We start from the raw sequence: 22111 nt of genomic DNA, 5'->3' as shown, positions 1-22111 counted from the left end.
TGTTAAAAACTGTAGTAATAGCCGATGTTAAGGTTCAGAGATTCATCGCCGTTTCTGTCTTGGCTCTGCCAGTCAGCACTGAGGTATAGCTCATCATTACCAACTACGCGCCAACCTAGACCAGCACTAAGGGTGATATCCATGTTACTGCTAGTGACGTTGTAACCCAGGGAGCTGTCAAACCAATACCGAGGTGATGGTACGGTTGCCCCAGGTCTACCAGGCTCGCCATGCCACACGCGCTGACCTAATGCAATTCTCTGATATTCATCGGCAATGAAGTCCCCACTGGTTAGGGTGTTTGTTCCTTGGTGCCAGCGGTTAATGCCATCTAGTGGTTTGTCGCTCAGGTTAACTTTCTGCATGCTAATATCACCGTAAATCTGCCATGCAGGATCGGCAAAGAAGAATCTTTCAGCGACACGAAGATTGAAATCCCAACCTGTGCCGATATCATCGCCAAAGCGAGTTGAAAGATCATGTAAGTTGAATTGGAACACAACGGATTCACGAGCCGTGGGTTGGTAGTTAAGATTAAAGCCGAGAATGTTCTCTTGCCCAGAGGTTGTCATTAACTCACTGGCCTCAAGATGATTATTTAGGCCAAATTTCACACCTGCCTGCCAATAGTCATCAATCGTAAATTGATAATTTGCATTAATACCTATGCGTTGGTCACCTTGGCCATCGGCTAAATCAAATCCAATACTCCAGAAGCTTTCAATAAGCTGGTATTGGTATTTACCTCTCAGGCGGTACTCATCTTCAATGCTGCTTCCTTCAAATAAATCGGGTGTACCTGAGCTTTGGATGTCACTGCCTAATCGCCAATAACCGTCATGATGAGGTGCATAGTAGTCAAGGCTAAAACGGGTAATATCCCATTGGCTGATTTGCTTAACTTGGCTACGAATACTATGGGTTTTATTTGGATGTTGATTAACATGAATACGACGGAGTTGTTCTTCGGCTTGCTTATCGGCAAGTTGGCCTAATTCATCTTGACCTTGCTGCCAGGCTTTTTGGTGTTGCCCTGTTAATTGATACGCAAGGTTACGATCGGCTGGTGGTAGCTTCATTGATGTCGCTAATAAGCGTTCCATCGTTTGGCGATCTTTTTGCTGGATAGCCAAAGAGAGTTGTTGCCAATCAGGTAGCTTATATTCTCCAAGCGCAGAACGTTGTTGCCAAAGTAGTATATTGTCTGCCTGATTGTTGGCCAGATAATACTGAAAAAGCTCTGCAGTATAAGCGTTACTTGGATCTGCTAATGCATTTCCTTCCACGAGTGTTTGGGCAAAACGCTCTCCCATAAACAAGCTAACTAATGAGCGATACGATATATCGCCTTGCTCGAGAGCTAGCAATTCATCACTCATGTTTCTGGCAACATAGCGACGTAGTTGATAAGCCGTTTCTCCCTGCTCTTGTTGCTCGAGTAGAGCAGCGTAATTAAGAATAACAGAGACATTGGGTGTATCATCATTTAGCAGAATTTGCTTATACCAGTGGCTTGCCTCTTTAGGAAGCATTAATAACTGACTGGCGCTCGCAAAAGTTAACCAAAATGCACTATTACCTGAAAGTGGGGTTTTATATCGACGATATAGTACGTCGAGAGTCTCAAGGTCATTATTGTTAATGCTTAGCCATAACACGCCATTTACGGCTAATGTGTTATTGGGTGCTTGTTGTAAAATGGCTTGGTATAGCGATTTCGCTTGTTCAGGTTGCTGCTTTTGTTGTGCGAGTTTTGCTCGGTAAACCAGAATATCAAGACTGTTATACACCGCGGGGTCGTTAGCCGTTAGTGCTAATAGGCGCTCTAGGTATGTAGTATCATTTCGTCCATCAATCGCCTGAAGGGTTTGAAGTAAAAGTTGCTGATTTTTTGTCTCCCCATAGAGTTTAGCAATATGTTCAAGCTTTTCGTTGGTAAGGGGTGATAGGGTGTTGATATAGCGGTAAGCATCAAGGTTATCACTCGATAATGCCACTAATTGTTCTTGAGATACTTGTGATAGTGGCCTGTTACTGGTTTCCCAAGCCAATGACGAGACGGCCTCAAGGTAATCTTCATCAGCACTTAGCCAGTTATTAGGTGCTGTCAGTGTATTCAATGCCAATTTAGGCTCGTTATTCATTATATAAGCGTTAGCAAAACGTTCTGCTTCAATAAACGATGGCTTGCGTATGCGTTGTAATTTTTTCCATTGCCTAATGACAGCAGTGTGATTGCTTTGGTAGCTATATAAGCGAGCTTTATGGCTGATTAAGTCAGCGTCATTTGGTCGCATTGCGGCAAGACGTTTGATACTTTTTAAAGCAACGTGTGTTCCTTGCGCTTTCTCTGTTGCATTGAGCCAATCGTTATATTCTTTGTTCGTGATTTGATTATTCGCGACTAGTTGTTCATAAAAGACTGCTTCATAATAAATATCGCCTAACGCCTTAGATTCGTCGATACCATTGCGTAGCTGCGTTTCCGATGGGGTGTGTTCGAGTAGCTTTAAGCTGGTCTTTTGAGCATTTTTAATATCATTCTGCCAACGGTAAACTTTATGCAGAGTGATAAGGTCATACTTCTCGTTTCCAATCGCTATTGCTGACGTTAGTAGGTTTATGGCTAAAGGGTAGTTACCAACAGCAATGGCACTGTTTGATGTCGTTTGATAAAGGGTGAGGCTAGGGGCGATATCGATCAATTTCAGTGATTGGATTATAGCCAGATCAAGTTGCCCAAGCTGTTTGGCATTTTCAATCGATGCTTCAAGGTATTCGGGATCATTAGCTAATTTACCTTGATAGGCGGTAATGAAGTCACGACTTAATTGCGGTTGATAGGCCGCTACCATAAGGGCGAATAGTGCATTAGCATGTTCAAGCGTTTCGAATTCGCGAAAGGCATCAAGCTGGAGCTTTAGGGAGTTATCGTAATCGGCATTTTGTAATGCCAGTGAGATAAGTTCTTGGTAGCTGGTTTCACCACTTTTTAAATGAGGATATAAAAGATCAAACCCTTTGCTTGGCTGTGAAAGCGAGATCGCAGCGTCAGCATATTGCCTGGCAAATTCGGCATCTGGAATATAATCAATATTATCGAGTAGGTTAAGTATTTGCTGTGTGGCTTTTTGTTTAGCGTCGTCATCCATTTGGAAAGATTGTTCTAATAGCATTGAAAGGTATTGGCTCAATGCCTCCCAGTCATTTTCACCACGTTCATTTTTCAGAATGGTCTCTAGTAGGTTTACCGCGTCATCTAGTTGACCAAGACTATAATAGTTATCAATGATTTGCTTAACAATATCGCGGCTGTCTGGGTCTCGAATGTAGAGTTCTTTTAAGAAGGCTAATGAAACATCGGGGGATGAAGAGCGTTCAATCAGCTGGATCAACATTGATTTTGTAGGCGCAACTAACCACAATGCCCATAATGAGGTGAGCATCAAGACGACAAGGGTTGACCTGTTAACCAAGCGTATCCGAGGTGGCTTATTTTTATTGTTGTGATCTACAGCCATGCTAATCGAAAATTCCTTCTTTGTTTACCGCTCCTGAAATATGGTATCTAAATGCTTAACTTACAGCGTAGCGTACCTGATAAAACCCCGTCCTTATTGGATGATAGTTGCACTGTTTTTTTCCCTGTTATTGATTGACGGAGTTTATCCCCAGATAGAACCGTACAACCTGCTGTTCCTGATATTTCCATTTTTAACGGTAAATGACTTTTTAGTGACCATGTGATTTTTTCACCATTGGTTTGCCATTCTAATAATTGCCCATTAGCACTTTTTAAACGTAGTCCAGATACTGGTTTATTACTCATGCCCACCGTTGCTCGTGCATGGTTAAGTATGAGGTAACGGCCATCAGGGCCTTGGTTCCAGCCTGCAATATTGGTGATGTCTGGATAACCAAGGCTGTTAGGGACTCGGATACTACGTACTCCAGATGAGGTAATTTGCCAGCGCCCATCGAATGTTTTTGCTAAGCCTGTTTCATACAGTGTACGTGCCCGCTGTGCATATTCGCTTAGGTAGAGTGGGGTTGTTGGTTGTTTCATTGCCCAGTCGTAAACATTGAGTAACCCCTTGAGCGAAGCTGGATATTCGCCGGAATACATATGGTAATAAATACTAATTGTTTTAAGCCGGCGTGGACTGCCGAGTATTTCGAAGGTTTCTACAGCCCGTCCATAGCCATCATGATGCTCCGTCCATAAATTGGTGTATAAATTTTCGTTTAATACGGGAGCATAAACATGAACAGCGCTGGGGTACCAAGTGATCGTTGGAGAGACTTGTGTAAAATTACGAATATCCTTCGAGATATAATTATTTCCACCCCCTACGACATAAGTGTTACCACCATTAACATTCAGTAAGTTAGCTTGCTCTGCAATGGCTAAAATATCTTCGTCTGGGTCGGCCCTGCCTGACCACAATATTAGTTTTGAGCGTTTACCATCAGGAGCCAATGTATTGTTTATATAGTTAGTACTACCCACAATTTCATTATGATAGTCAAGGGTATACCCAGGTATCGGTAAATGATCGCCATATTGCTTTTCTTGAATATCTTTGTTCATATCCCAGAAAAAAGGATGGCTAAAAGTATGCGAAGCTAATTCTATATTGGGTAATGAAAAAATTTCCCGCGCAATAGCCTCCATTTTTTCACTTTGTTCAGGGTATAGCCCTCGCTTACCTATTTCGCCTTCAATTACAGACACTGTTTGAGGAAGGGGGTATTTTTTGAATACATGCTCTAGCAGCACTTCAGCAGTATATGGCTTTCCCGGGAACCATGCTCTGGATGGGAAACCGTCACCGTCGACATGGCTCGTTAATATGCGTAAACCTGATTCTGTGGTTGCATCAGCCGCTGGGATTTTGGGTAAAGCTAGGGTTTCGTCAATCAAGCGAAATGGATCAAACAGCCAAGTTTCAGAACCATTGGCAAGGCTTTGTATTGGGTATGGAGACAGAACWGCTCCTCCCCATGGCCCTTTAAAAAGTAATGTTGATTGTGCACCGGTTTCATCTGTAACTTCAATAAGAGATGAAACAGAAACATCTGTAGCGAGCCATCGTTGATGGGTTTCAAATTGGCTAAATGAAGCGGGATAATAATCTTTTAGCCATTGTTGCCCTTTAGTGATCTTTACTTGACCTGAAAGTGTTCCATTATTCGTGATCCCCAATTTTTGTAAGATTGCGTTATCAGTAGGAAGAGTATTAACAAATAACATCTGACGGTGACCAATGGTTTTATTAATCCATTGCTGCAACTGAGGCGATTGTTGATATGAAATATCTTCTAGCCAAAAGAAAATGGTAGCGTAACGACTGAGGTCAATCTTATCAAATTGAGTATTTCGGATATCGTTACATTCTGGCACATAGCCATGATATTCAAATGGCATTGACATCATACGATGGCATGCAGATGTTGTCATACCACCAAGCTGACTGTCGTAAAAGCCAAGAACGCGTTTAGCGACAGGAACAATGGTACTCACTCCAATTTCATAGAGTAATCCGTCACTGATATACGGTGTAAAGCCAGCCTCAAGTAGTTGCTGTGCAGCTCGTTGCTGGGCGTTGCGATCTGAGGCTGGTAAATAATCAATAACAATGGCTTCAATACCTTGTTGTTTTACAGTATTTAGCTTGCTTGAAAGCCATTCGGTATCAGTGGCTTTTACATCTTGGTAGCTATTCGCTAGGGGTTCATATTGGTGGTATAGCGATTCGGCAACAACGGCATAAGGCTTGAAATTGAGGTTATCGATTATTTCAAAACCACGGTTAAAAATTAGCAGAGGAGAGGACTTTGAGCGATTAAGTTCACTCAAAATATTGGTGAGTGCCTGCTGTTGAAGTTGTCGTGAGTGTTCGTCTTTAGCAAATAATGTGTAGCTATCAAGGGTGTCTAAAAATAGACCATCGAAGCCTTTCTCCATTAGCTGAGATGCTTGTTCTTGGATGTGGTTTTGCCACTCAGGTGCGGTTAAATCCATGACATAGCTTTGCCAGTTTTCATTCACGAGCGGGGATTTGTTCTTTAGAGTTTCTGGCAGTGTCTGGCCGTCAAACTCGCCGATACTGAGGTAGGCAAAAACTTGAGTATCAGCGTTATGTAATGTTGAAATCTGTTGCTCACTGATGAGTGAGGGACTTACGACGACACGTTCAAAGCTCATGATTTCACGAACAGAATCGATATCGTTATAGTAAAAGGCAATAGAGTTTGGCACTTTAGCTTGGGCGAAAAGCGGCAACATTAATAATAAAGTAGCTAAAATAACGTGTACTTTATGCCTCATAGCGTCGGTCCTTTATTGCAATGGTTGCATCTTAATATTTTGTTACTCTTGATATTCCATAGTAAGCATAAAGCAATGAAAATGCTATTAAATTGTAAATGCTTATCAGTTATTTGATGTACTTTGTGACTTTTAAGTAATGAGCACTTCTTAAAAGGGAGCTATTACAAGTGAAGCTAGTCAAATGATGGCTTTTTGTACTGTGGTAAGAAGGGTTATCGAGTAAAATTGTTGTTAAGAAGGACTATGTAGTCCATTAATTGATAGTGATTGGTACAATGACAGCAAACAAAACAGCCAAAGCGCCCCAAAAAGGGCTTCATCCTCGCAATCCTCACCGAGAGCGTTATGACTTTGATGCATTAACAGCAAGCTGCCCTGAATTATCACCGTTTGTTGCTCGAAATAAATTTGGTGATATGTCGGTGGACTTTACCAATCCAGAGGCTGTAAAAGTATTGAATAAAGCGTTGTTAAGTCATTTTTATAATGTCCAATATTGGGATATTCCAGCGGGTTATTTGTGCCCACCAATTCCTGGTCGTGCTGATTATTTACATTACCTCGCTGATTTACTTGCTAGCAAAAATGAAGGCGTCATTCCAAAAGGCAGATATGTACGAGGCTTAGATATTGGCGCTGGTGCAAACTGTGTTTATCCTATTATTGGCCATAGTGTATATGGCTGGCGTTTTGTGGCATCGGATATTGACCCGCTTTCTATCAAGTCAGCGAAGTTTATTGCCTCCTCGAACAAATCGCTTGCGGGTGGTATTCAGTGCCGTTTGCAGAAGAACCAAGATCATATTTTCACGGGTATGATTAACGACGATGATTTGTTTGATTTCACGCTTTGTAACCCGCCATTTCATGCCTCGGCAGAAGAAGCTACCGCCGGTAGTGCGCGTAAAGTGAAAAACCTGAATGCCAACGCGAAGAAAAAGGGCACTAAAGCGGAACCAGTTCTCCATAAAAACAGTTCAACTAATAAGCCTGTGCTGAATTTCGGGGGGCAGAACGCTGAGCTTTGGTGCCCAGGTGGTGAAGTTGCTTTTATCAAGCGGATGATTAATCAGAGTGTCGATAAAGCGCAGCAGTGTTTTTGGTTTACCACGCTTGTCTCGAAAAAAGACAATTTAGCCGCTATTTACAAGCAGCTTAAAACAGTTGGAGCCGTTGAGGTTAAAACTATTGATATGACACAAGGTCAAAAATTGACTCGCGTTGTTGCTTGGACCTTCTTGAGTAAAGAGCAACAGCAAGAGTGGCGAGAAGAGCGTTGGCGTTAACTATTATCTTTAATAGCGATAGTAACTATCTTTTCTTTGCGCAGTATTGTTGGATAATTATTGAGTGTTAATTTGATATAGCAATGTTATGAGTAAATTATCAATCACCCAAGTAAATAAAAATAATGCAGAAATTGTCGGCCGCTTTGTCTTTGCAATGGAAAAAGAACTGTGGCCTGATGACAGTGAACACCTTGTGGAATTGGAATTTATCCAGTCTGCGCAGTCGTTGTTGACGTCGACGGGGTTCTGGGCCTTTCAAGCCCAAGACGGTGGAAAAACGCTCGGTATTATTACGCTATGTGAGAAAAAGGCGATATATGCAAATGGCTCATTTGGTGAAGTTATCGAACTTTATATTTTGCCTCAGTATCGCTCTCAAAATATTGGGGCACAACTCATTGAAGCTGTGAAACTCTTTTCAAGCGAGCAAGGCTGGCCGTTTCTTGAAGTGGGAGCACCGGCTCAACCTCGATGGGCTAAAACACTGGCGTTTTATAAGCAGCAAGGCTTTAAGGAAATTGGTCCGAGACTAGAATTAGGGTTATAGCGAGAGTGTATTATTTTCACCTGGTCCGTAATTACCGGATCAGGTGAAAAATCTATTTGGCTACTTTGAATGCTTACATGTTCGGGTATTTAGGCCCTCCACCACCTTCTGGTGCTACCCACGTTATATTTTGTGAGGGGTCTTTAATATCACAAGCCTTACAATGTACACAGTTAGCCGCATTAATCTGTAATTTTTTCTTTTCATTAACGCTCACTATCTCGTACACGCCTGCTGGGCAGTATCGTTGGCTTGGCTCATCATACAGATCCAAATGCTGATTAATGGGAATGGTCTGGTCTGCCAATTTTAGATGACATGGTTGATCTTCTTCATGCTGGGTGCCGGATAAATATACCGATGAAGGTTTATCGAAGCTGAGTATGGCATCGGGCTTGGGGTAAGCAATGGGCTCACATTCACTTAATGGCTTCAGGCACGAATAGTCCGGTTGTTGATCTGTGACTGTCCAAGGAATTTTGGGTTGTCTGCCTAACTTTTTCAGCCAAGATTGATTGCACCATTGCTGCTCTAAAGTAGCCAAAGCCCCTCCGGTTATTTGGCCAAATTTGTGGATCTCGGCCCCAAAGTTCCTAGCGTCATATAGCTCTTGGTATAACCAAGATTGTGAAAAAAGGCGATCATAACCAGGCGTTGTATGGCTTAGCCCTTGTACTAATTCTTCAAAAACGGCTTCTGCTGCAATCATGCCTGATTTCATTGCGGTGTGGCTGCCTTTTATTTTTGCCATATTTAGCGTACCCGCATCACAGCCGACTAAAACGCCGCCTGGGAATTGCTGCCTTGGTAGTGATGATAAGCCACCTTTAGCGATGGCTCTGGCACCATAAGCCACGCGATGCCCCCCTAATAGGTACTGGCTAAAAAGTGGGTGATGCTTCATTTGCTGAAATTCATCAAACGGGCTGAGATACGGATTGTGATAATTAAGGTCAACAATCAAGCCAATGGCAACTTGGTTGTCTTCAAGGTGGTAGAGAAAACTGCCACCATGGGTATTCGTCTGATTTAGTGGCCATCCCACACCGTGGATAACCAAACCCGGTTGATGTTGTTCTTTGGGAATATCCCAGAGTTCTTTAAATCCTAAAGCATAGTGTTGAGGCTGCTTCCCATGATCTAAGTGGAAGGCATTGATAAGTTGTTTACCAAGGTGGCCGCGAGCACCTTCGGCAAAAATAGTGTATTTAGCGTAAAGATTGATCCCTGGTTCAAAGTTATCTTTGGGTTCACCGTGCTTATCTCTACCCATATCGTTGGTGGCAATGCCACAGACTTGTTTTTGCGGGGTATACAGTACTTCAGCGGCAGCAAAACCTGAATAAATTTCAACGCCAAGTTGTTCGGCTTGCTGTGCTAACCAACGACAGAGCTGGCCGAGGCTTATCGCAAAATTGCCTACATTTTGCATACTATCAGGTAAGGGGGCGTCGGTTAGATTAAGGTAATTAAGGTGGTTCGTTAGGTAACAAAACTTATCTTCCGAAACAACAGTGTGCAGCGGAGCGCCCATTCTTTCCCAATCAGGGAATAATTCATCGAGAGCCTTATGTTCAAATATGGCCCCAGAGAGAATATGTGCCCCGACCTCAGCGCCTTTTTCAACGACACACACTGAGAGTTTTTTATCATGCTCATTGGCCAGTTGCATAAGTCGGCAAGCCGTCGATAGCCCTGCGGGGCCTGCGCCAACAATGACAACATCATAATTCATGCTTTCTCTTGCTTGCTCTGAATGCATTGAAATGCCCTTTATCGCTTCACAAGTTTTATGCTGTGTTTGGTATTAATATAGTCCAGTTGACGTAAACGTAAACTCAGCTAGGCTGAAAGTATGCTGCAAATTTCAGACACAAGCTGACATTACTCAATACTCATATCAATAATTATAAGCTCGTGATTTTTGCTTTGGCATCATTGATATGCCGTCTTACCTAGATTGTTATACGTTTTGTTTTAATGAGTTCCGCTCGTTTGATATCACTATTGTCAGCGTGTCTTTTTAAAAGGAAATGCTTGTGAAGGTACTTGTCGCAGTTAAACGTGTTATCGATCCTTATGTCAAAGTCAGGGTTAAATCTGACGGCTCTGGTGTAGAGAAAAGTAATGTCAAAATGGCAATGAACCCATTTTGTGAAATTGCCGTCGAAGAGGTTGTTCGACTTAAAGAGGCGGGTCATGTTGATGAGGTTGTTGTTGTATCAATTGGCGATTCATCTTGCCAAGAGCAGCTCCGAACAGCATTAGCCTTGGGGGCCGATAGGGCGATTCATATTGAGGGTGATAGCGAGCTGGAACCATTAATGGTCGCAAAGTTACTGAATGCCTTGGTTGAAAAAGAGCAGCCTCAGCTAGTTCTACTCGGTAAGCAGTCTATTGACTCCGATAACAACCAAGTGCCACAAATGTTGTCTGCTTTAATGCGTTGCTCGTTGGCGACTTTCGCCTCTTCGATAGGTATTAATGGTGACGTTGTCAATGTTACTAAAGAAGTCGATGGTGGATTAGAAACCATCGCTTTGTCATCTCCAGCCGTTATTAGTACCGATCTTCGCTTGAATGAACCTCGTTATGCTTCTTTGCCTAATATCATGAAAGCTAAAAAAAAGCCGCTTGATGTCATCCCATTGATAGATCTCGGGGTCAACTTAAGAGCCCATCAGCAGGTTTTGTCTGTGATGCCACCGCCAGTGAGAGAGGCGGGTATACAAGTTAATTCAGTGAGTGAGCTGGTAGATAAACTGAGAAATCAAGCGAAGGTGATCGAATGAAGACATTAATTATTGCTGAGCATGATAATCAACGTTTAGCGACCGAGACACTAAAAACGATTGGGGCGGCAAAAGCGATTGGGGCTCCTATTGATGTGCTTGTGATGGGGTATCAGTGCGACGAGGTAGTACAGTCCGTCGCAAAGGCTGAAGGGGTTACCCGTGTATTGGTTGCTGATCATTCGTGTTACCAGCACCAGCTGGCTGAGAATGAGTCAGATCTGGTTGCAGAGCTTGCGGCGTCTTATAGCCATATCCTTACGCCAGCGACGACTTTTGGGAAAAATCTTTTACCACGTGTAGCAGCTTTGCTTGACGTTGGCTTACTCTCTGATGTCATTTTGATTGAAAGTGACGATATCGTTGTTCGTCCAATCTATGCCGGTAATGCTTTAGCACGAGTGCAATCGTTAGATCCAATAAAGCTAATAACGGTGCGTTCATCCTCATTTTCAGCTGTAGCCACCGCGAATGATACTAATTATGCCGAGGTTGTCACGGTTGAGCAGGTTATTGTTAATGAATACACGACGTTTGTTAGACTTGAACAAGTGCAAAGTGAACGCCCTGAGCTAACGGCTGCTCGGGTTGTTGTATCTGGTGGACGCGGATTAGCGAATAAAGAAAGTTTTGCCTTGGTTGAGCAATTAGCCGATAAAATGGGTGGTGCGGTTGGCGCATCGCGAGCGGCGGTTGATGCTGGCTTTGTATCTAATGATATGCAGGTTGGTCAAACAGGTAAAATCGTCGCCCCAGAGCTATACATTGCTGTTGGTATCTCAGGCGCGATTCAGCATTTGGCTGGTATGAAAGACTCGAAAGTCATTGTTGCTATTAATAGTGATCCCGATGCCCCTATTTTTCAGATAGCAGACTACAGCTTGGTAGGGGACCTATTTGAAATATTGCCAGAGTTAATCGAGTCTCTTTAAGCTTTACTTAGCTAAGTAAAGTAACGCTAATCTTTTATTTGCCAGCCATGCTCTTTTGCCATAGCAAGGAGCTGGCTTTGGTCTTCCAGTTGCTCTTCCATTAACCACGACACAAAGCTCGTGACCGCGTCACTTTCTGTTGCTGTTTGGTAATAGTACTCCCAAGGACTTGTCGAAAGAATGATGGCGGACTCAGGCAGCTTTAAATAGCTTTGCTTGAGTTCATGCACCACAAGCATTAAGTCAGTGATAGTGACGCCTTGTCCTGCCATACACGATGTTAGTGCCATATCTAAGGTATTAAAAATTATTTCAGGTTGGTTGCCCGTTGTACTTTTATTAGTGTGCGGCTGCATACCATATTGCTTGAGCCATACATGCCAATCTGCTTTGTCGGCGGTTGGGTGTAGTCGTGGATAACTCAGCAGCTCCTCAACCGTTAAAGGTTTGCTTGCATCTTCTGTTAAGTGCTCAGAGTAGACTGGGGCAAGGTACTCTTTGCGGATAAAGTGATCTTTAGTCCGTTTGTACGGATCAACTAGCATGTTATATATGGCGATATCGAAATCGTCATCTTCTAAGCGTACTTCTTCGCTGTTTAAGCTCATGCTTGAAGATAGCACTATATCTAACTCTGGGTAGCGTGCCTTAAAGGAATGTAAGCGCGGGATCAGCCAGCGAACGGCAAAACTCATCGCGACCCTTACTCTCAGTGTGCTGCTTTCTTGGGCTTTTAGTTGATTAACGGTATGATTTAGCTCGCTGTATTGGCGTGTAAGCAGCTGTGCAATTTCTTTACCTTGAGGTGTTAGCTCTAGCGCACGATGAAGGCGGTTAAACAACGGAAAATCAAAGTGTTGCTCAAGTTGACGGATCTGTCTGCTTACGGCACTTTGCGTGACATTTAGCTCTTCTGCAGCCAAGGTAAAACTTAAGTGCCGAGCTGCTGACTCAAAAACCTTCATTCCATTAAATGAAGAGGGAAGAAGTGCATGCCTTTTTCTCATGAATTTACCTTTCCTGAATACTATGTAATCGACATTAGCATGAGTTTTATGAATGCCAATGTACTATAAATGTCGTTTGAATCACAATTCAATTCGCAATAAATTAGCGCTATAAGTTATTGATTATCTCGCAGCACTCATCTGAATGTTTACTCAGCCTGGTTGACTCTCTCAATGGTTTGATTTCTCACGATGTAACTGGCTGATTTATAGGAATAAAAATGAAGAAGTTGATCTATTTGGCTGTGCCGCTGATTGTTTCTCAGTTGGTGGCCCAATTACTGATGTTTACTGATGTTTGGATGATGGCTCAGTTAAGTATCCTCTCTATCGCTGGAGGTGGGCTCGGGGCTACGGTTTATTCAATCGTCTTTATTCTTGCTGGAAGTACCGTCGGTTGCGTAGCCAACTTAATTGCTATCGCTTACGGTAAGAAATTAAATCACCCTGAAGAAGGTAATGCTGAGGTTCGCTCATCACTAAAAGGGGGGATTTTATTGGCGCTAATTTTAACGGTGGCGTTACAGCCTGTTTTCTTCTTGATGCATGACTTTTTGCTAATGGCCAATCAAGACCCAGAGGCCGTAGCACTCGCCATGGTTTATATGGATGCGCTAAAGTGGTCAATGTTTCCAACGCTAATGTTGCTGGTTTTACGTAGTTTAGTCAGTGCATTTGGTGATACTCGCTCAGTTATGGTGATGTCATTGGCAACAGTCGTGCTGAATGTACCATTAAGTTATTTACTTGCTTTCCATTGGGGTATGGGTTTGGCTGGTCTGGGCTATGGTACTTCGCTAGCGGCTTCGATTATTATGGTAGGTTATGCTTACTGGGTATTTACACGGGATAAATATCGTATCTATAACCCGTTTAAGCAGTTACATGAGTACAAGCTAGGTACAATGATTCCGCTTTTGGGTATCGGTGTGCCGATTATGATTGCCACTATGCTTGAACATACCTTGTTTTCTGGTGCCGTCTTACTGGCTGGTACGTTAGGCGCTGTATCTTTAGCTATCCATCAAATTGCGATGCAATGTTTGAATTTATCGTGGAATATAGCGTTTGGTTTTTCTCAGGCGGCCTCTATTTTAGTCAGTCAGCATTTTGGGCGTAACGAGATCGGCCTTGTTAAACGATATGCCAAGCTAGGTTTAATCATGGTGACATCGACCAGTGCCGTGATTGGCGTGATGCTGAGTGCATGGCCCGAGTTTTTGACTCAGGTCTTTAGTATCGAAGGGGATGCGTTAGCATCAGAGTTAGTTACTGCGTTACCAAGTGTCATGATTATGGTGGCAATGTGCTTCGTGGTCGATGCATGGCAGCTAGCGGCCATTAGTATTCTTCGTGGCATGAAAGTGGTTGTGGCACCGACTATCTCAACGGTTATAGGTTACTGGCTAATTGGTTTCCCTTCAGCATGGCTTCTAATGAAGTTTATGGGACTTGAAGGTGTTTGGGCTGGACTCGCGATTGGTTTAGCGGCAACAGGCGTTATGCTGGTTATTATTCTAATGCGCCACCTGAAAAAGCTTGAGCAAGTTGAAGCTCCAAGTGTTGATGAAGAAGCTGTGGTGATGACATAACAATAGAAAGGAAAACCCCTGATTGTGTTCACAATCAGGGGTTTTTTGTGTTTTGTAGAGAGGTTAACGAAGGCGGAATACGTCTGTTTGTTTGTCACTTTGTACATCAGCAAAACTACGAACAAAAGGCCCTTGCTGGCGAACCGCATTGGGTAGCTTTTCAATAACGGCTCTCGCTTCGTCTTTAGTCTCGAAATCACCGTATATCACGGCATACCAGCGGTAACCCTGACTTTTTTTCCAGTTAACCCAAATTGGCTGTTGGCCTTCAATATGATGAATGTAGTTTTTCACATCCACTTGTCGCTCTTCGGTGAGCGCTAGCACTTGAATGGTAAAACGATCAGGGTTCAGGTGGCCATAGGCTTGCTCTGACGTCATTGCGCCAATACATTCACTTTGTGTATGTGTGTTTTCTGTTGTTGAACAACCGGCTAATAGTAGAGCAGCCAGAAAAGCAAATATCTTTTGCACTAAATATCTCCCAAAAGTCCGTTTAAGATTGGTTGAAATTCTTTAATTGGTATAAGCGGCAAGTTTATCAATATGGATAAGTTATTGATGCAGCTAAATGCCTTGTTGTGATCTGTTTGCTGGTTATCGCAGCAGTTTTTGTTCGAAATTTCATCGTTTTAATAAATGGATACACTATGAAAAAGAATGATATGTATGCCCTGATTGGTTCGTAATACTGGGGTCTATATTATTTGTAAAGGGAATATTGCGTGCGATGTAGCCAGACAAGCGAGTGCGTGAATGAATAATCGCTTTTTTTCACGGTTCTATTTGACGAAATAGATTTCGGAATGCCTAATTACGCCATCCTGTAACAAAATGTAAATGAGATAATTGTGAGCAAGAAAAATATTGTTGCATCAGCCGTTGCGGCATTGATGTTGCTGCCTAGTGCAGCTCATGCGTGGAATTACCAAGGTCATGTGACGGTCGCTGAGATTGCATACCAGAACCTTAACTCAACGGCTCAAAAGCAAGTTGATGTGTTAGCAAGCAAGGCTTATTTGTCGTTACCCAAAGATATTCAAGACAAAATGGACAGCTTTGAAGGGGCTAGCCAATTTGCCAAGCTGGCAATGGTGCCCGATTTAATTCGTAAAGTTCCAGCTGTTGATGTTTGGCAGTCAATGGATGAGTCTATTCCAGCGACGCTGAATCAGTGGGATGAGAAAACAACAGGTGCTTGGCATTATATCAATCAAGCATACCCAGCAACTAGCCAGTGTGATTTTGTACATATTCCGAATATTAAGCTTGTCGCAAACTACTTATATGAAGACTTTAAACAAAATCCTCAAGCGGCGAGTTTAATGTTTATGAGTCATGTCGCGGGTGATTCCCATCAGCCAATGCACTCTATTTCTCAGAGTTTAAGTAAAACCGAGTGTGTGACTGATCTTGGCGCAAACAAGCATACGTTAAATATTCCACAAAAAGATCTTCATCATTTATGGGATAGCGGTATGGGCTTTTTAGACACGCCGTATAACATTCATGAACTAGCGAAACAGTTACAAGCAATAAACCCGAAAGAGTCGTTTGACCTAGGGGCAACTGCCAATGTTGAATTATGGCTTGAAGAAAGTTATCAGCTGGCTGACTTTGGTTATAGCGTCGAAATTGATAGCACACCATCAGAGGCACATTATAGCCAAGGTACTAAGTACGTGAAGCAGCGTTTATCTCAGGCAGGCTACCGTTTAGCCGACGAGCTTAATGCAGCCTTTGCTGAAAAGTAGATCAATTACTTATCCAGATTGGTATTAAATCCCAAATGCTCCAATCATTATGGATTAATTATTCCATAATGATTGGCTTTTCTGGCTCTTTTTCAATAGCCTGAAACCCTGCAGTATAAGCCTCATCGACACGATTCTTAGCGAAGCGCAGTTCAACGTCATTAACGGTGTGAGGCAAATCATGAAAGCAATTGGTTATCAACAAAACCTTCCTGTATCAAATGAATTATCACTACAAGATATAGAACTGGAAATACCAACGGCAACTGGCCGTGATGTGTTAGTTGAAGTTAAAGCCATTTCTGTAAACCCTGTAGATTATAAAGTTCGGCAAGGTATGTCACCCCCTGAAGGTGAGTGGAAAGTTCTCGGGTTTGATGCCGCTGGGATCGTGAAATCGGTAGGCGAAAATGTCTCATTATTTAAGCCTGGCGATAAAGTATGGTATGCCGGTGACATTACTCGCTCAGGGAGTAATGCACAGTTTCAATTGGTTGATGAGCGTATTGTTGGGCATATGCCAAATTCTTTATCATTCAGTGAAGCGGCTGCATTGCCACTCACAACAATAACCGCTTGGGAGTTGTTGTTTGACCGTTTACAGGTTAAAAAAGACGATGCGAGTAAGCGTATTTTAGTGATTGGCGCGGCTGGAGGGGTTGGTTCAATCATGGTTCAACTGCTTAAACAATTGACCAAGCTTGACGTTATTGCGACAGCATCTCGCCCTGAAACGATTTCATGGTTAGAGGATTTGGGGGCCGACCATATTATTAATCACCGAAACCCATTGAGCGAAGAGTTTGCAGATAAGCAATTGCCTGAAGTAGATTATGTTGTCAGCCTGAATAATACTGACCAGCACCTTGTTGATATTGAAAAAGTGATTAAACCGCAGGGTAAATTTTCACTTATCGATGACCCAGAAAAATTAGACATTATGCCTTTTAAAACAAAGTCGGTGTCTGTTCATTGGGAATTGATGTTTACACGTTCAATTTTTCAAACAGAAGATATGCAAGCTCAGCATGATCTATTGAATGATGCTGCTGCTTTAATTGATGCAGGTCGATTGAAGACAACTGTCGGTGATCATTTTGGCATGATTAACGCCGAGAATTTACGTAAGGCACATCAATTATTAGAAACACAAAAAGCCAAGGGTAAAATTGTGCTTGAAGGTTTCAAGCAAGCGAATGGCTTTTAACTAACATAGGATATATAAATGACAGCTTTTCTTATTGTAACTTATGACATTACTGACGCAGAGTTATACGCACAGTACAACCCAGGCTCGAATCACATAACAGGACGTACGATTGCGAAACACGGCGGGGAGCTTATTGTTGCGACTAATGATGGTATTCAAATCAGTGGCGATAAAGCTGATTTGAAAGTAATAATTCAATTTCCAAGTCGTGACGCTGCGCAGGCTTGGCATGATGATCCTGAGTATGCAGAAGTAAAGGCGATCCGTTTAGCATCCACCAAGAACGTGAATACATTTATTGTTGATAAATTTGCTATGCCCAGCGAGTAGGCTGGTAAATATTAACAATTAAATACTTAGGCATACTGCGGTGTACTTAGGTGTCGCTATAAAGGCGGACTGTTATGCAGTTCGCCTTTTTGTTATCCATTGTTTCGCCTTGATATACGTTAGCGCTTGAAATTAGGAACGTTCTTTTCCCAGCGTGGAGGCATGCCGACGTGCTCTTGTACTGCCTTAATAAACTCTTTGACTAGCATGGTTTGCTTTCTATGTGGATAAACGGCGTAAATCGCGGTGTCCATTGTTGAAATGGTATAGTCAGGAAGAAGTTGTACCATATCGAGTTCATCGATAGGTTGCTCTAAGTTAGAAAGGTCAACCATGGCGTACCCAAGCCCATCCTTAACTGCGCCGATCATGGTTCTGACATCACTGACTTTATAATTACCTACCATTTTAAAATCTTTAAATTTTTGGTTATTTGGGGTTTCACTTATGTTGAGTTGATTCAGTGTGACATTACCGTTTCCATAAATAACAGCGGGTAGAGCAATGAGATCTTCCGGTGTTTCTGGGTTTCCATGTTGCTCGATAAACGACGTTGACGCGATAAGAGCAAAGTGGGTGTCGGCTATTTTTTTTGCGATTAAGTTCGACTCTCTGAGTTTGCCAAGCCTAAAAGCCAAGTCAAAATGGTCGGATATAATATCTGCTACTTTATCATCTAGTGACAATGTCACTTTAACATTAGGGTAGGTTTTCATGAATCGAGATAAAATAGGTTGCAGGTACTGTTGGCCAAAATAGATGGGAGAAGTGATCCGCAAGATCCCTTTTGGCTCTGATTGATAAGAATCTGCAATGTTTTGGATTTGATTCAGTGTGTCATGCAAAATTTGCGATTGCTCAAAAATTTCTTCCCCGGCAGAGGTCAGAGAAAACGATCGGGTAGAGCGATTGAGTAATTGTACACCGAGTGTCGCTTCTAATTTTTTGATTTGCTTCGACAATGAAGAATTATCCATGTCGTGAAGTGTTGCTGCTTTGGTGAATGAACCTTGCTGTACAACATCCAAAAATAATAAGAGTTGGTTGCTAGTGGACATTGTTTTTCCTCGATTATTTACCCTTCATCTAAGTTTTTGATTATAGCGATAATGCCCTCTGAGACACTGTATTTTTAATAAATTGCTTACTGAATGTTCAATTGCAGACAAAAGGTCGAGATGAATCGTGACTATAGTGCTGCTTTTTGATTAAACTGTATATATGTACAGTATTGTGTGGTGCTGAATAATGAATGCAGTTCCTTTATTTATTGAGTCTGTCACGTGTGGCTTTCCTTCACCGGCTGATGGACATCAAGAGGATCTCGATCTCGACAGCTACTTGATCAGAAACCCTAATGCGACGTTTTTGTTGCGAGCTTCTGGCGAGTCTATGGTTGGGGCTGGAATTTACGATGGTGATTTGTTGGTGGTAGACAGAGCAGAACCAGTGGTACCTGGACGGATTGTTATTGTCAGAATTTATGATGAATTTACGTGTAAACGTCTCGTTCGGCATGATGAATCATGGTGGTTGGTGGCAGAAAACCCAAGCTTTAAGCCCTTTCCTATGCCTGAAGATTCAGAAATATTCGGGGTGGTAACGCGCAATATTCATAACCTGCTGGAGTAAAGTCATGGCTGCATTGTCAGGATACCGTGATCAAGTCTGGGCGCTGGTGGATGCGAAGAGTTTCTATTGTTCTTGTGAGCAGCTTTTTGACCCGAAACTCGTTAATAAACCTGTCGTGGTGCTAAGTAATAATGATGGCTGCTGTGTGGCACTGTCATCAGAAGCGAAAGCGTTGGGTATTCAGCGTGGTGCACCATGGTTCAAAATTGAACGTGAAGCTAGGAGGATGGGCGTTGAAGTAAGAAGCTCTAATTATACGCTTTATGCTGATATGAGCCGGCGATTTATCGAAGAGCTTCATCGTTTTTCACCACATGTTGAACAATATTCAATCGATGAAGCATTTGTTCGTTTAGATGGCTTTAAGCTTGATGGGCTTACGCAATATGGCCATGAGATACGTGACACCATTGACCGACACCTAGGCTTACCTGTACGGGTTGGTATTGGGGCGACGCCGACACTGGCTAAGCTTGGTAATCAGGCTGCAAAGCAGTATGAGTCTAAAGTGAAGGGCGTTATTCAAATAGATTCTGATCATCGGCGCAACTGGTTGTTGGCGCGAACCGAGATACAAGATATTTGGGGGGTTGGTGCACGAACAGCAACACGGTTACGAACTTCTGGTGTGACGAATGCGCTTCAACTAGCTGAAAAAGAGCCAGCGGATATGCGGCGGTTATGGAATGTGGGTCTGGCTCGTACGGTATTGGAACTACAAGGTATTGCATGTATTACCCCCGGTGATATTGATGAAAGGCGTAAACAGATTTTATCAAGTCGTAGCTTTGGCGTAGGAATTAGTGATCTTGATGATCTGAAAGCTGCGCTAGCTTTTCACTGTCAAAGAGCCGGAGAAAAATTACGGAAACAAAGCAGCCAAGCCGGTGTTGTGGGAATATTCTTGCGTACCAACCGCTACAAAGATTTACCTCAACATAATAAAAGTAGTGCGCGAGTACTGATGTGTCCGAGTCAAGATACCTATAAGTTTTTGTCTTCAGCTTTGGAGCAGCTGGATCAAATGTATCGGCCAGGTTATGAATACCAGAAAATAGGGGTGATCCTTGATGAACTGACAGATGCAAAGAATGATCAATTTCAGTTCGATATGTTTGATACCAGCGCCCTAGCGGAAATGAAACGCAGGGATCTAATGGCGATGACTGACCAGATGAATGCTCGATTTAAAAATGGCATTAAACCAGCCTCTGTTATTGGTTCTACCAATTGGCATATGCGGCAGGCTTTTCGTTCTAACCGCTGGACAACGCGTTTGGATGAGCTGCAAGTTGCGAAGTGTTAGCGGATGAGCGTGATGTAACTTCGAGGGTAATTTATTGTTATGACTCGAATAAATGACAAATCACTCGTGATTTTTAATTGTGATTTGGGGTATGTATTGATCATCAGGGTAAGATATTTAGAAAGTGATCGGTATGAATTCCACGTTCCATATATTTCAAAAAATACGGCTATTTCCTTTTTCGTTTTTCTTGTTGTTTACGGTGCTAGCAGGGTGTACATCGACTCTGCAAAAAGAGGCGCTACTCTCGTATAAAGTGCGTGAGCCTCTTAATCTTAAACAATATCAGCAGGCTAGTTGGTTCCAGCCCAGCAAGCATACGATAAAGGCAATTACCGTCACCCACGATGATGGACTGGTGGTGAAAGGGCTTCGACTATCGGTTAATGGCAGTGAAAATACCGTGTTGTATTTCGGAGGTACGCCTTATCAAGATGGCTTGAGCAAGGCGGATATTCTTGGGCAGTTTGCTTTTTTAGGGCTGAATGTCATTGCCATTAATAATCGAGGGTTAGATAGCCATGGGGAATGGCCATCACTCCGACGGCTAAAAGCTGATGCGGACAATGTTTATGATCAGGTTAGGCAAGCTCATCCTCATGATTTTTTGATTGTACATGGTACAGCGATGAGTAATTTCTGGGTATCAGACATCGCTTCTCGACATAATACGAATGCGATCGTTGTAGAAGGTGTTATAACGAATTTTGAAGAGGCTATTGAGCAGCAGCCGTGGTGGAAGCGGTGGAAAAAGTACAGCAACATTGCTGATGAGCTGCAATCTTTAGATATGTATCAATCACTCGCTGGCTATGAAGGCCCCGTGTTGCTACTCGCGAGCGAAGGTGATCGTTGGTCTACACCGGATCAAAATCAGAAATTACATGGCGCTATTTCTAGTTTGAAAAAATCGGTTGAAACAATTTCAACGGCAGAACCAACAGACTTATTGATGCAAGATGATACGTTGGCCGCCTATATGATGTTTGTGAAAAAGTATGGTTATGAATAGAAGCTTGAACGGTGCCATATAACCAATCTCTCTGTCATAGAGTGAAAGCGAATTTCTGATTATATCCATATCGTTAATACTACTACTTAACCATTAGAAATAGAGTTTAAGAGAGTGGCGTTTACGATGATGTTCAAATGGATAGGAGTTGTTATTGGGTTGCTTGGGTTTTCTTTAATAACAACAGGCTTAACAAGTGCATTGCTTCACTTAGCGGCTTTTTTGATTGTATTACGACTAGGTATCAAAAAGGCAAGAGAGGGATCGTTGCGGTCACGCGAGCGACACAATATACAAGAGCTGAGTAAACCCGACAAGATTGACGTTACACCGTAGCGCCAATCTTGCTGTGATTTTTGTTAAAAACGTTATAC

17 protein-coding genes are annotated in these 22111 nt (G+C 42.6%); 11 read left to right on the top strand and 6 right to left on the bottom strand.

Annotation, left to right across the window (positions count from 1 at the left end; genetic code table 11):
- Positions 1-2: 2 nt before the first annotated feature.
- Both L4D09_RS13005 and L4D09_RS13000 read right to left on the bottom strand, forming a co-directional pair.
- Positions 3-3521: a tetratricopeptide repeat protein gene (locus tag L4D09_RS13005; protein WP_428457934.1), complete on the bottom strand. Its 3519-nt coding sequence runs from the start codon at positions 3519-3521 to the stop codon at positions 3-5.
- A 47-nt stretch (positions 3522-3568) separates the two neighbouring features.
- Positions 3569-6331 (bottom strand): endo alpha-1,4 polygalactosaminidase, encoded by a 2763-nt coding sequence (locus tag L4D09_RS13000; RefSeq protein WP_428457933.1) that lies wholly within the window; start codon positions 6329-6331, stop codon positions 3569-3571.
- Between the two features lie 278 nt (positions 6332-6609).
- Here L4D09_RS13000 and rlmF point away from each other — a divergent pair, with 278 nt between their 5' ends.
- Together rlmF and L4D09_RS12990 are read left to right on the top strand one after the other, a co-directional pair.
- Positions 6610-7620 carry a 23S rRNA (adenine(1618)-N(6))-methyltransferase RlmF gene (gene rlmF / locus L4D09_RS12995; RefSeq protein ID WP_428457932.1) on the top strand — a complete coding sequence of 337 codons (1011 nt, stop codon included), beginning with the start codon at positions 6610-6612 and terminating at the stop codon, positions 7618-7620.
- Between the two features lie 88 nt (positions 7621-7708).
- Complete coding sequence (locus tag L4D09_RS12990) at positions 7709-8170, top strand: GNAT family N-acetyltransferase (RefSeq protein WP_428457931.1); 462 nt, start codon at positions 7709-7711, stop codon at positions 8168-8170.
- 73 nt (positions 8171-8243) lie between these two features.
- On the opposite strand, the gene L4D09_RS12985 is transcribed toward L4D09_RS12990, so the two are convergent.
- Positions 8244-9905: an electron transfer flavoprotein-ubiquinone oxidoreductase gene (locus L4D09_RS12985; RefSeq protein WP_428457958.1), complete on the bottom strand. Its 1662-nt coding sequence runs from the start codon at positions 9903-9905 to the stop codon at positions 8244-8246.
- 304 nt (positions 9906-10209) lie between these two features.
- Between L4D09_RS12985 and L4D09_RS12980 the strand changes: the two genes are divergently transcribed.
- Positions 10210-10962: an electron transfer flavoprotein subunit beta/FixA family protein gene (locus tag L4D09_RS12980; protein ID WP_428457930.1), complete on the top strand. Its 753-nt coding sequence runs from the start codon at positions 10210-10212 to the stop codon at positions 10960-10962.
- Entirely contained in the window at positions 10959-11894 is a 936-nt protein-coding gene (locus tag L4D09_RS12975) for an electron transfer flavoprotein subunit alpha/FixB family protein (protein WP_428457929.1), read from the top strand. The genes L4D09_RS12980 and L4D09_RS12975 overlap by 4 nt, the downstream gene beginning before the upstream one ends.
- Positions 11895-11920: 26 nt before the next feature.
- Here the strand turns inward: L4D09_RS12975 and L4D09_RS12970 are convergent, their stop codons facing one another.
- Complete coding sequence (locus L4D09_RS12970; protein WP_428457928.1) at positions 11921-12901, bottom strand: LysR family transcriptional regulator; 981 nt, start codon at positions 12899-12901, stop codon at positions 11921-11923.
- Positions 12902-13122: 221 nt separating this feature from the next.
- On the opposite strand from L4D09_RS12970, the gene L4D09_RS12965 reads away from it, so the two are divergent.
- Entirely contained in the window at positions 13123-14493 is a 1371-nt protein-coding gene (locus L4D09_RS12965; protein WP_428457927.1) for an MATE family efflux transporter, read from the top strand.
- Positions 14494-14556: 63 nt separating this feature from the next.
- Here the strand turns inward: L4D09_RS12965 and L4D09_RS12960 are convergent, their stop codons facing one another.
- The gene (locus L4D09_RS12960; protein ID WP_428457926.1) at positions 14557-14967 is read right to left on the bottom strand and encodes an SPOR domain-containing protein; all 411 of its coding nucleotides are present in this window, start codon (positions 14965-14967) and stop codon (positions 14557-14559) included.
- A 377-nt stretch (positions 14968-15344) separates the two neighbouring features.
- Between L4D09_RS12960 and L4D09_RS12955 the strand changes: the two genes are divergently transcribed.
- The 3 genes from L4D09_RS12955 to L4D09_RS12945 all read left to right on the top strand — a co-directional run bounded on the left by L4D09_RS12955 (position 15345) and on the right by L4D09_RS12945 (position 17787).
- On the top strand, positions 15345-16247 hold the full coding sequence (locus L4D09_RS12955; protein WP_428457925.1) for a S1/P1 nuclease: 903 nt from the start codon (positions 15345-15347) through the stop codon (positions 16245-16247).
- Between the two features lie 181 nt (positions 16248-16428).
- Positions 16429-17454 (top strand): zinc-binding alcohol dehydrogenase family protein, encoded by a 1026-nt coding sequence (locus tag L4D09_RS12950; RefSeq protein WP_428457924.1) that lies wholly within the window; start codon positions 16429-16431, stop codon positions 17452-17454.
- Between the two features lie 18 nt (positions 17455-17472).
- A complete protein-coding gene (locus L4D09_RS12945) occupies positions 17473-17787 on the top strand; it encodes a DUF1330 domain-containing protein (RefSeq protein WP_428457923.1) in 315 nt (104 codons plus the stop codon).
- 119 nt (positions 17788-17906) lie between these two features.
- On the opposite strand, the gene L4D09_RS12940 is transcribed toward L4D09_RS12945, so the two are convergent.
- Positions 17907-18845: a LysR family transcriptional regulator gene (locus L4D09_RS12940; protein WP_428457922.1), complete on the bottom strand. Its 939-nt coding sequence runs from the start codon at positions 18843-18845 to the stop codon at positions 17907-17909.
- Between the two features lie 190 nt (positions 18846-19035).
- Between L4D09_RS12940 and L4D09_RS12935 the strand changes: the two genes are divergently transcribed.
- The 3 genes from L4D09_RS12935 (at position 19036) to L4D09_RS12925 (ending at position 21737) form a co-directional block, all read left to right on the top strand.
- Complete coding sequence (locus tag L4D09_RS12935; RefSeq protein WP_428457921.1) at positions 19036-19419, top strand: LexA family protein; 384 nt, start codon at positions 19036-19038, stop codon at positions 19417-19419.
- A 4-nt stretch (positions 19420-19423) separates the two neighbouring features.
- Entirely contained in the window at positions 19424-20725 is a 1302-nt protein-coding gene (locus L4D09_RS12930) for a Y-family DNA polymerase (RefSeq protein WP_428457920.1), read from the top strand.
- A gap of 133 nt (positions 20726-20858) precedes the next feature.
- Positions 20859-21737: an alpha/beta hydrolase family protein gene (locus tag L4D09_RS12925; RefSeq protein ID WP_428457919.1), complete on the top strand. Its 879-nt coding sequence runs from the start codon at positions 20859-20861 to the stop codon at positions 21735-21737.
- Positions 21738-22111: the final 374 nt, after the last annotated feature.

This window comes from Photobacterium makurazakiensis (assembly GCF_050336715.1).
Lineage (GTDB): Bacteria > Pseudomonadota > Gammaproteobacteria > Enterobacterales > Vibrionaceae > Photobacterium > Photobacterium makurazakiensis.
Note: the sequence above shows the minus strand (reverse complement) of the source record. Positions and strands in the feature narration are given on the sequence as shown.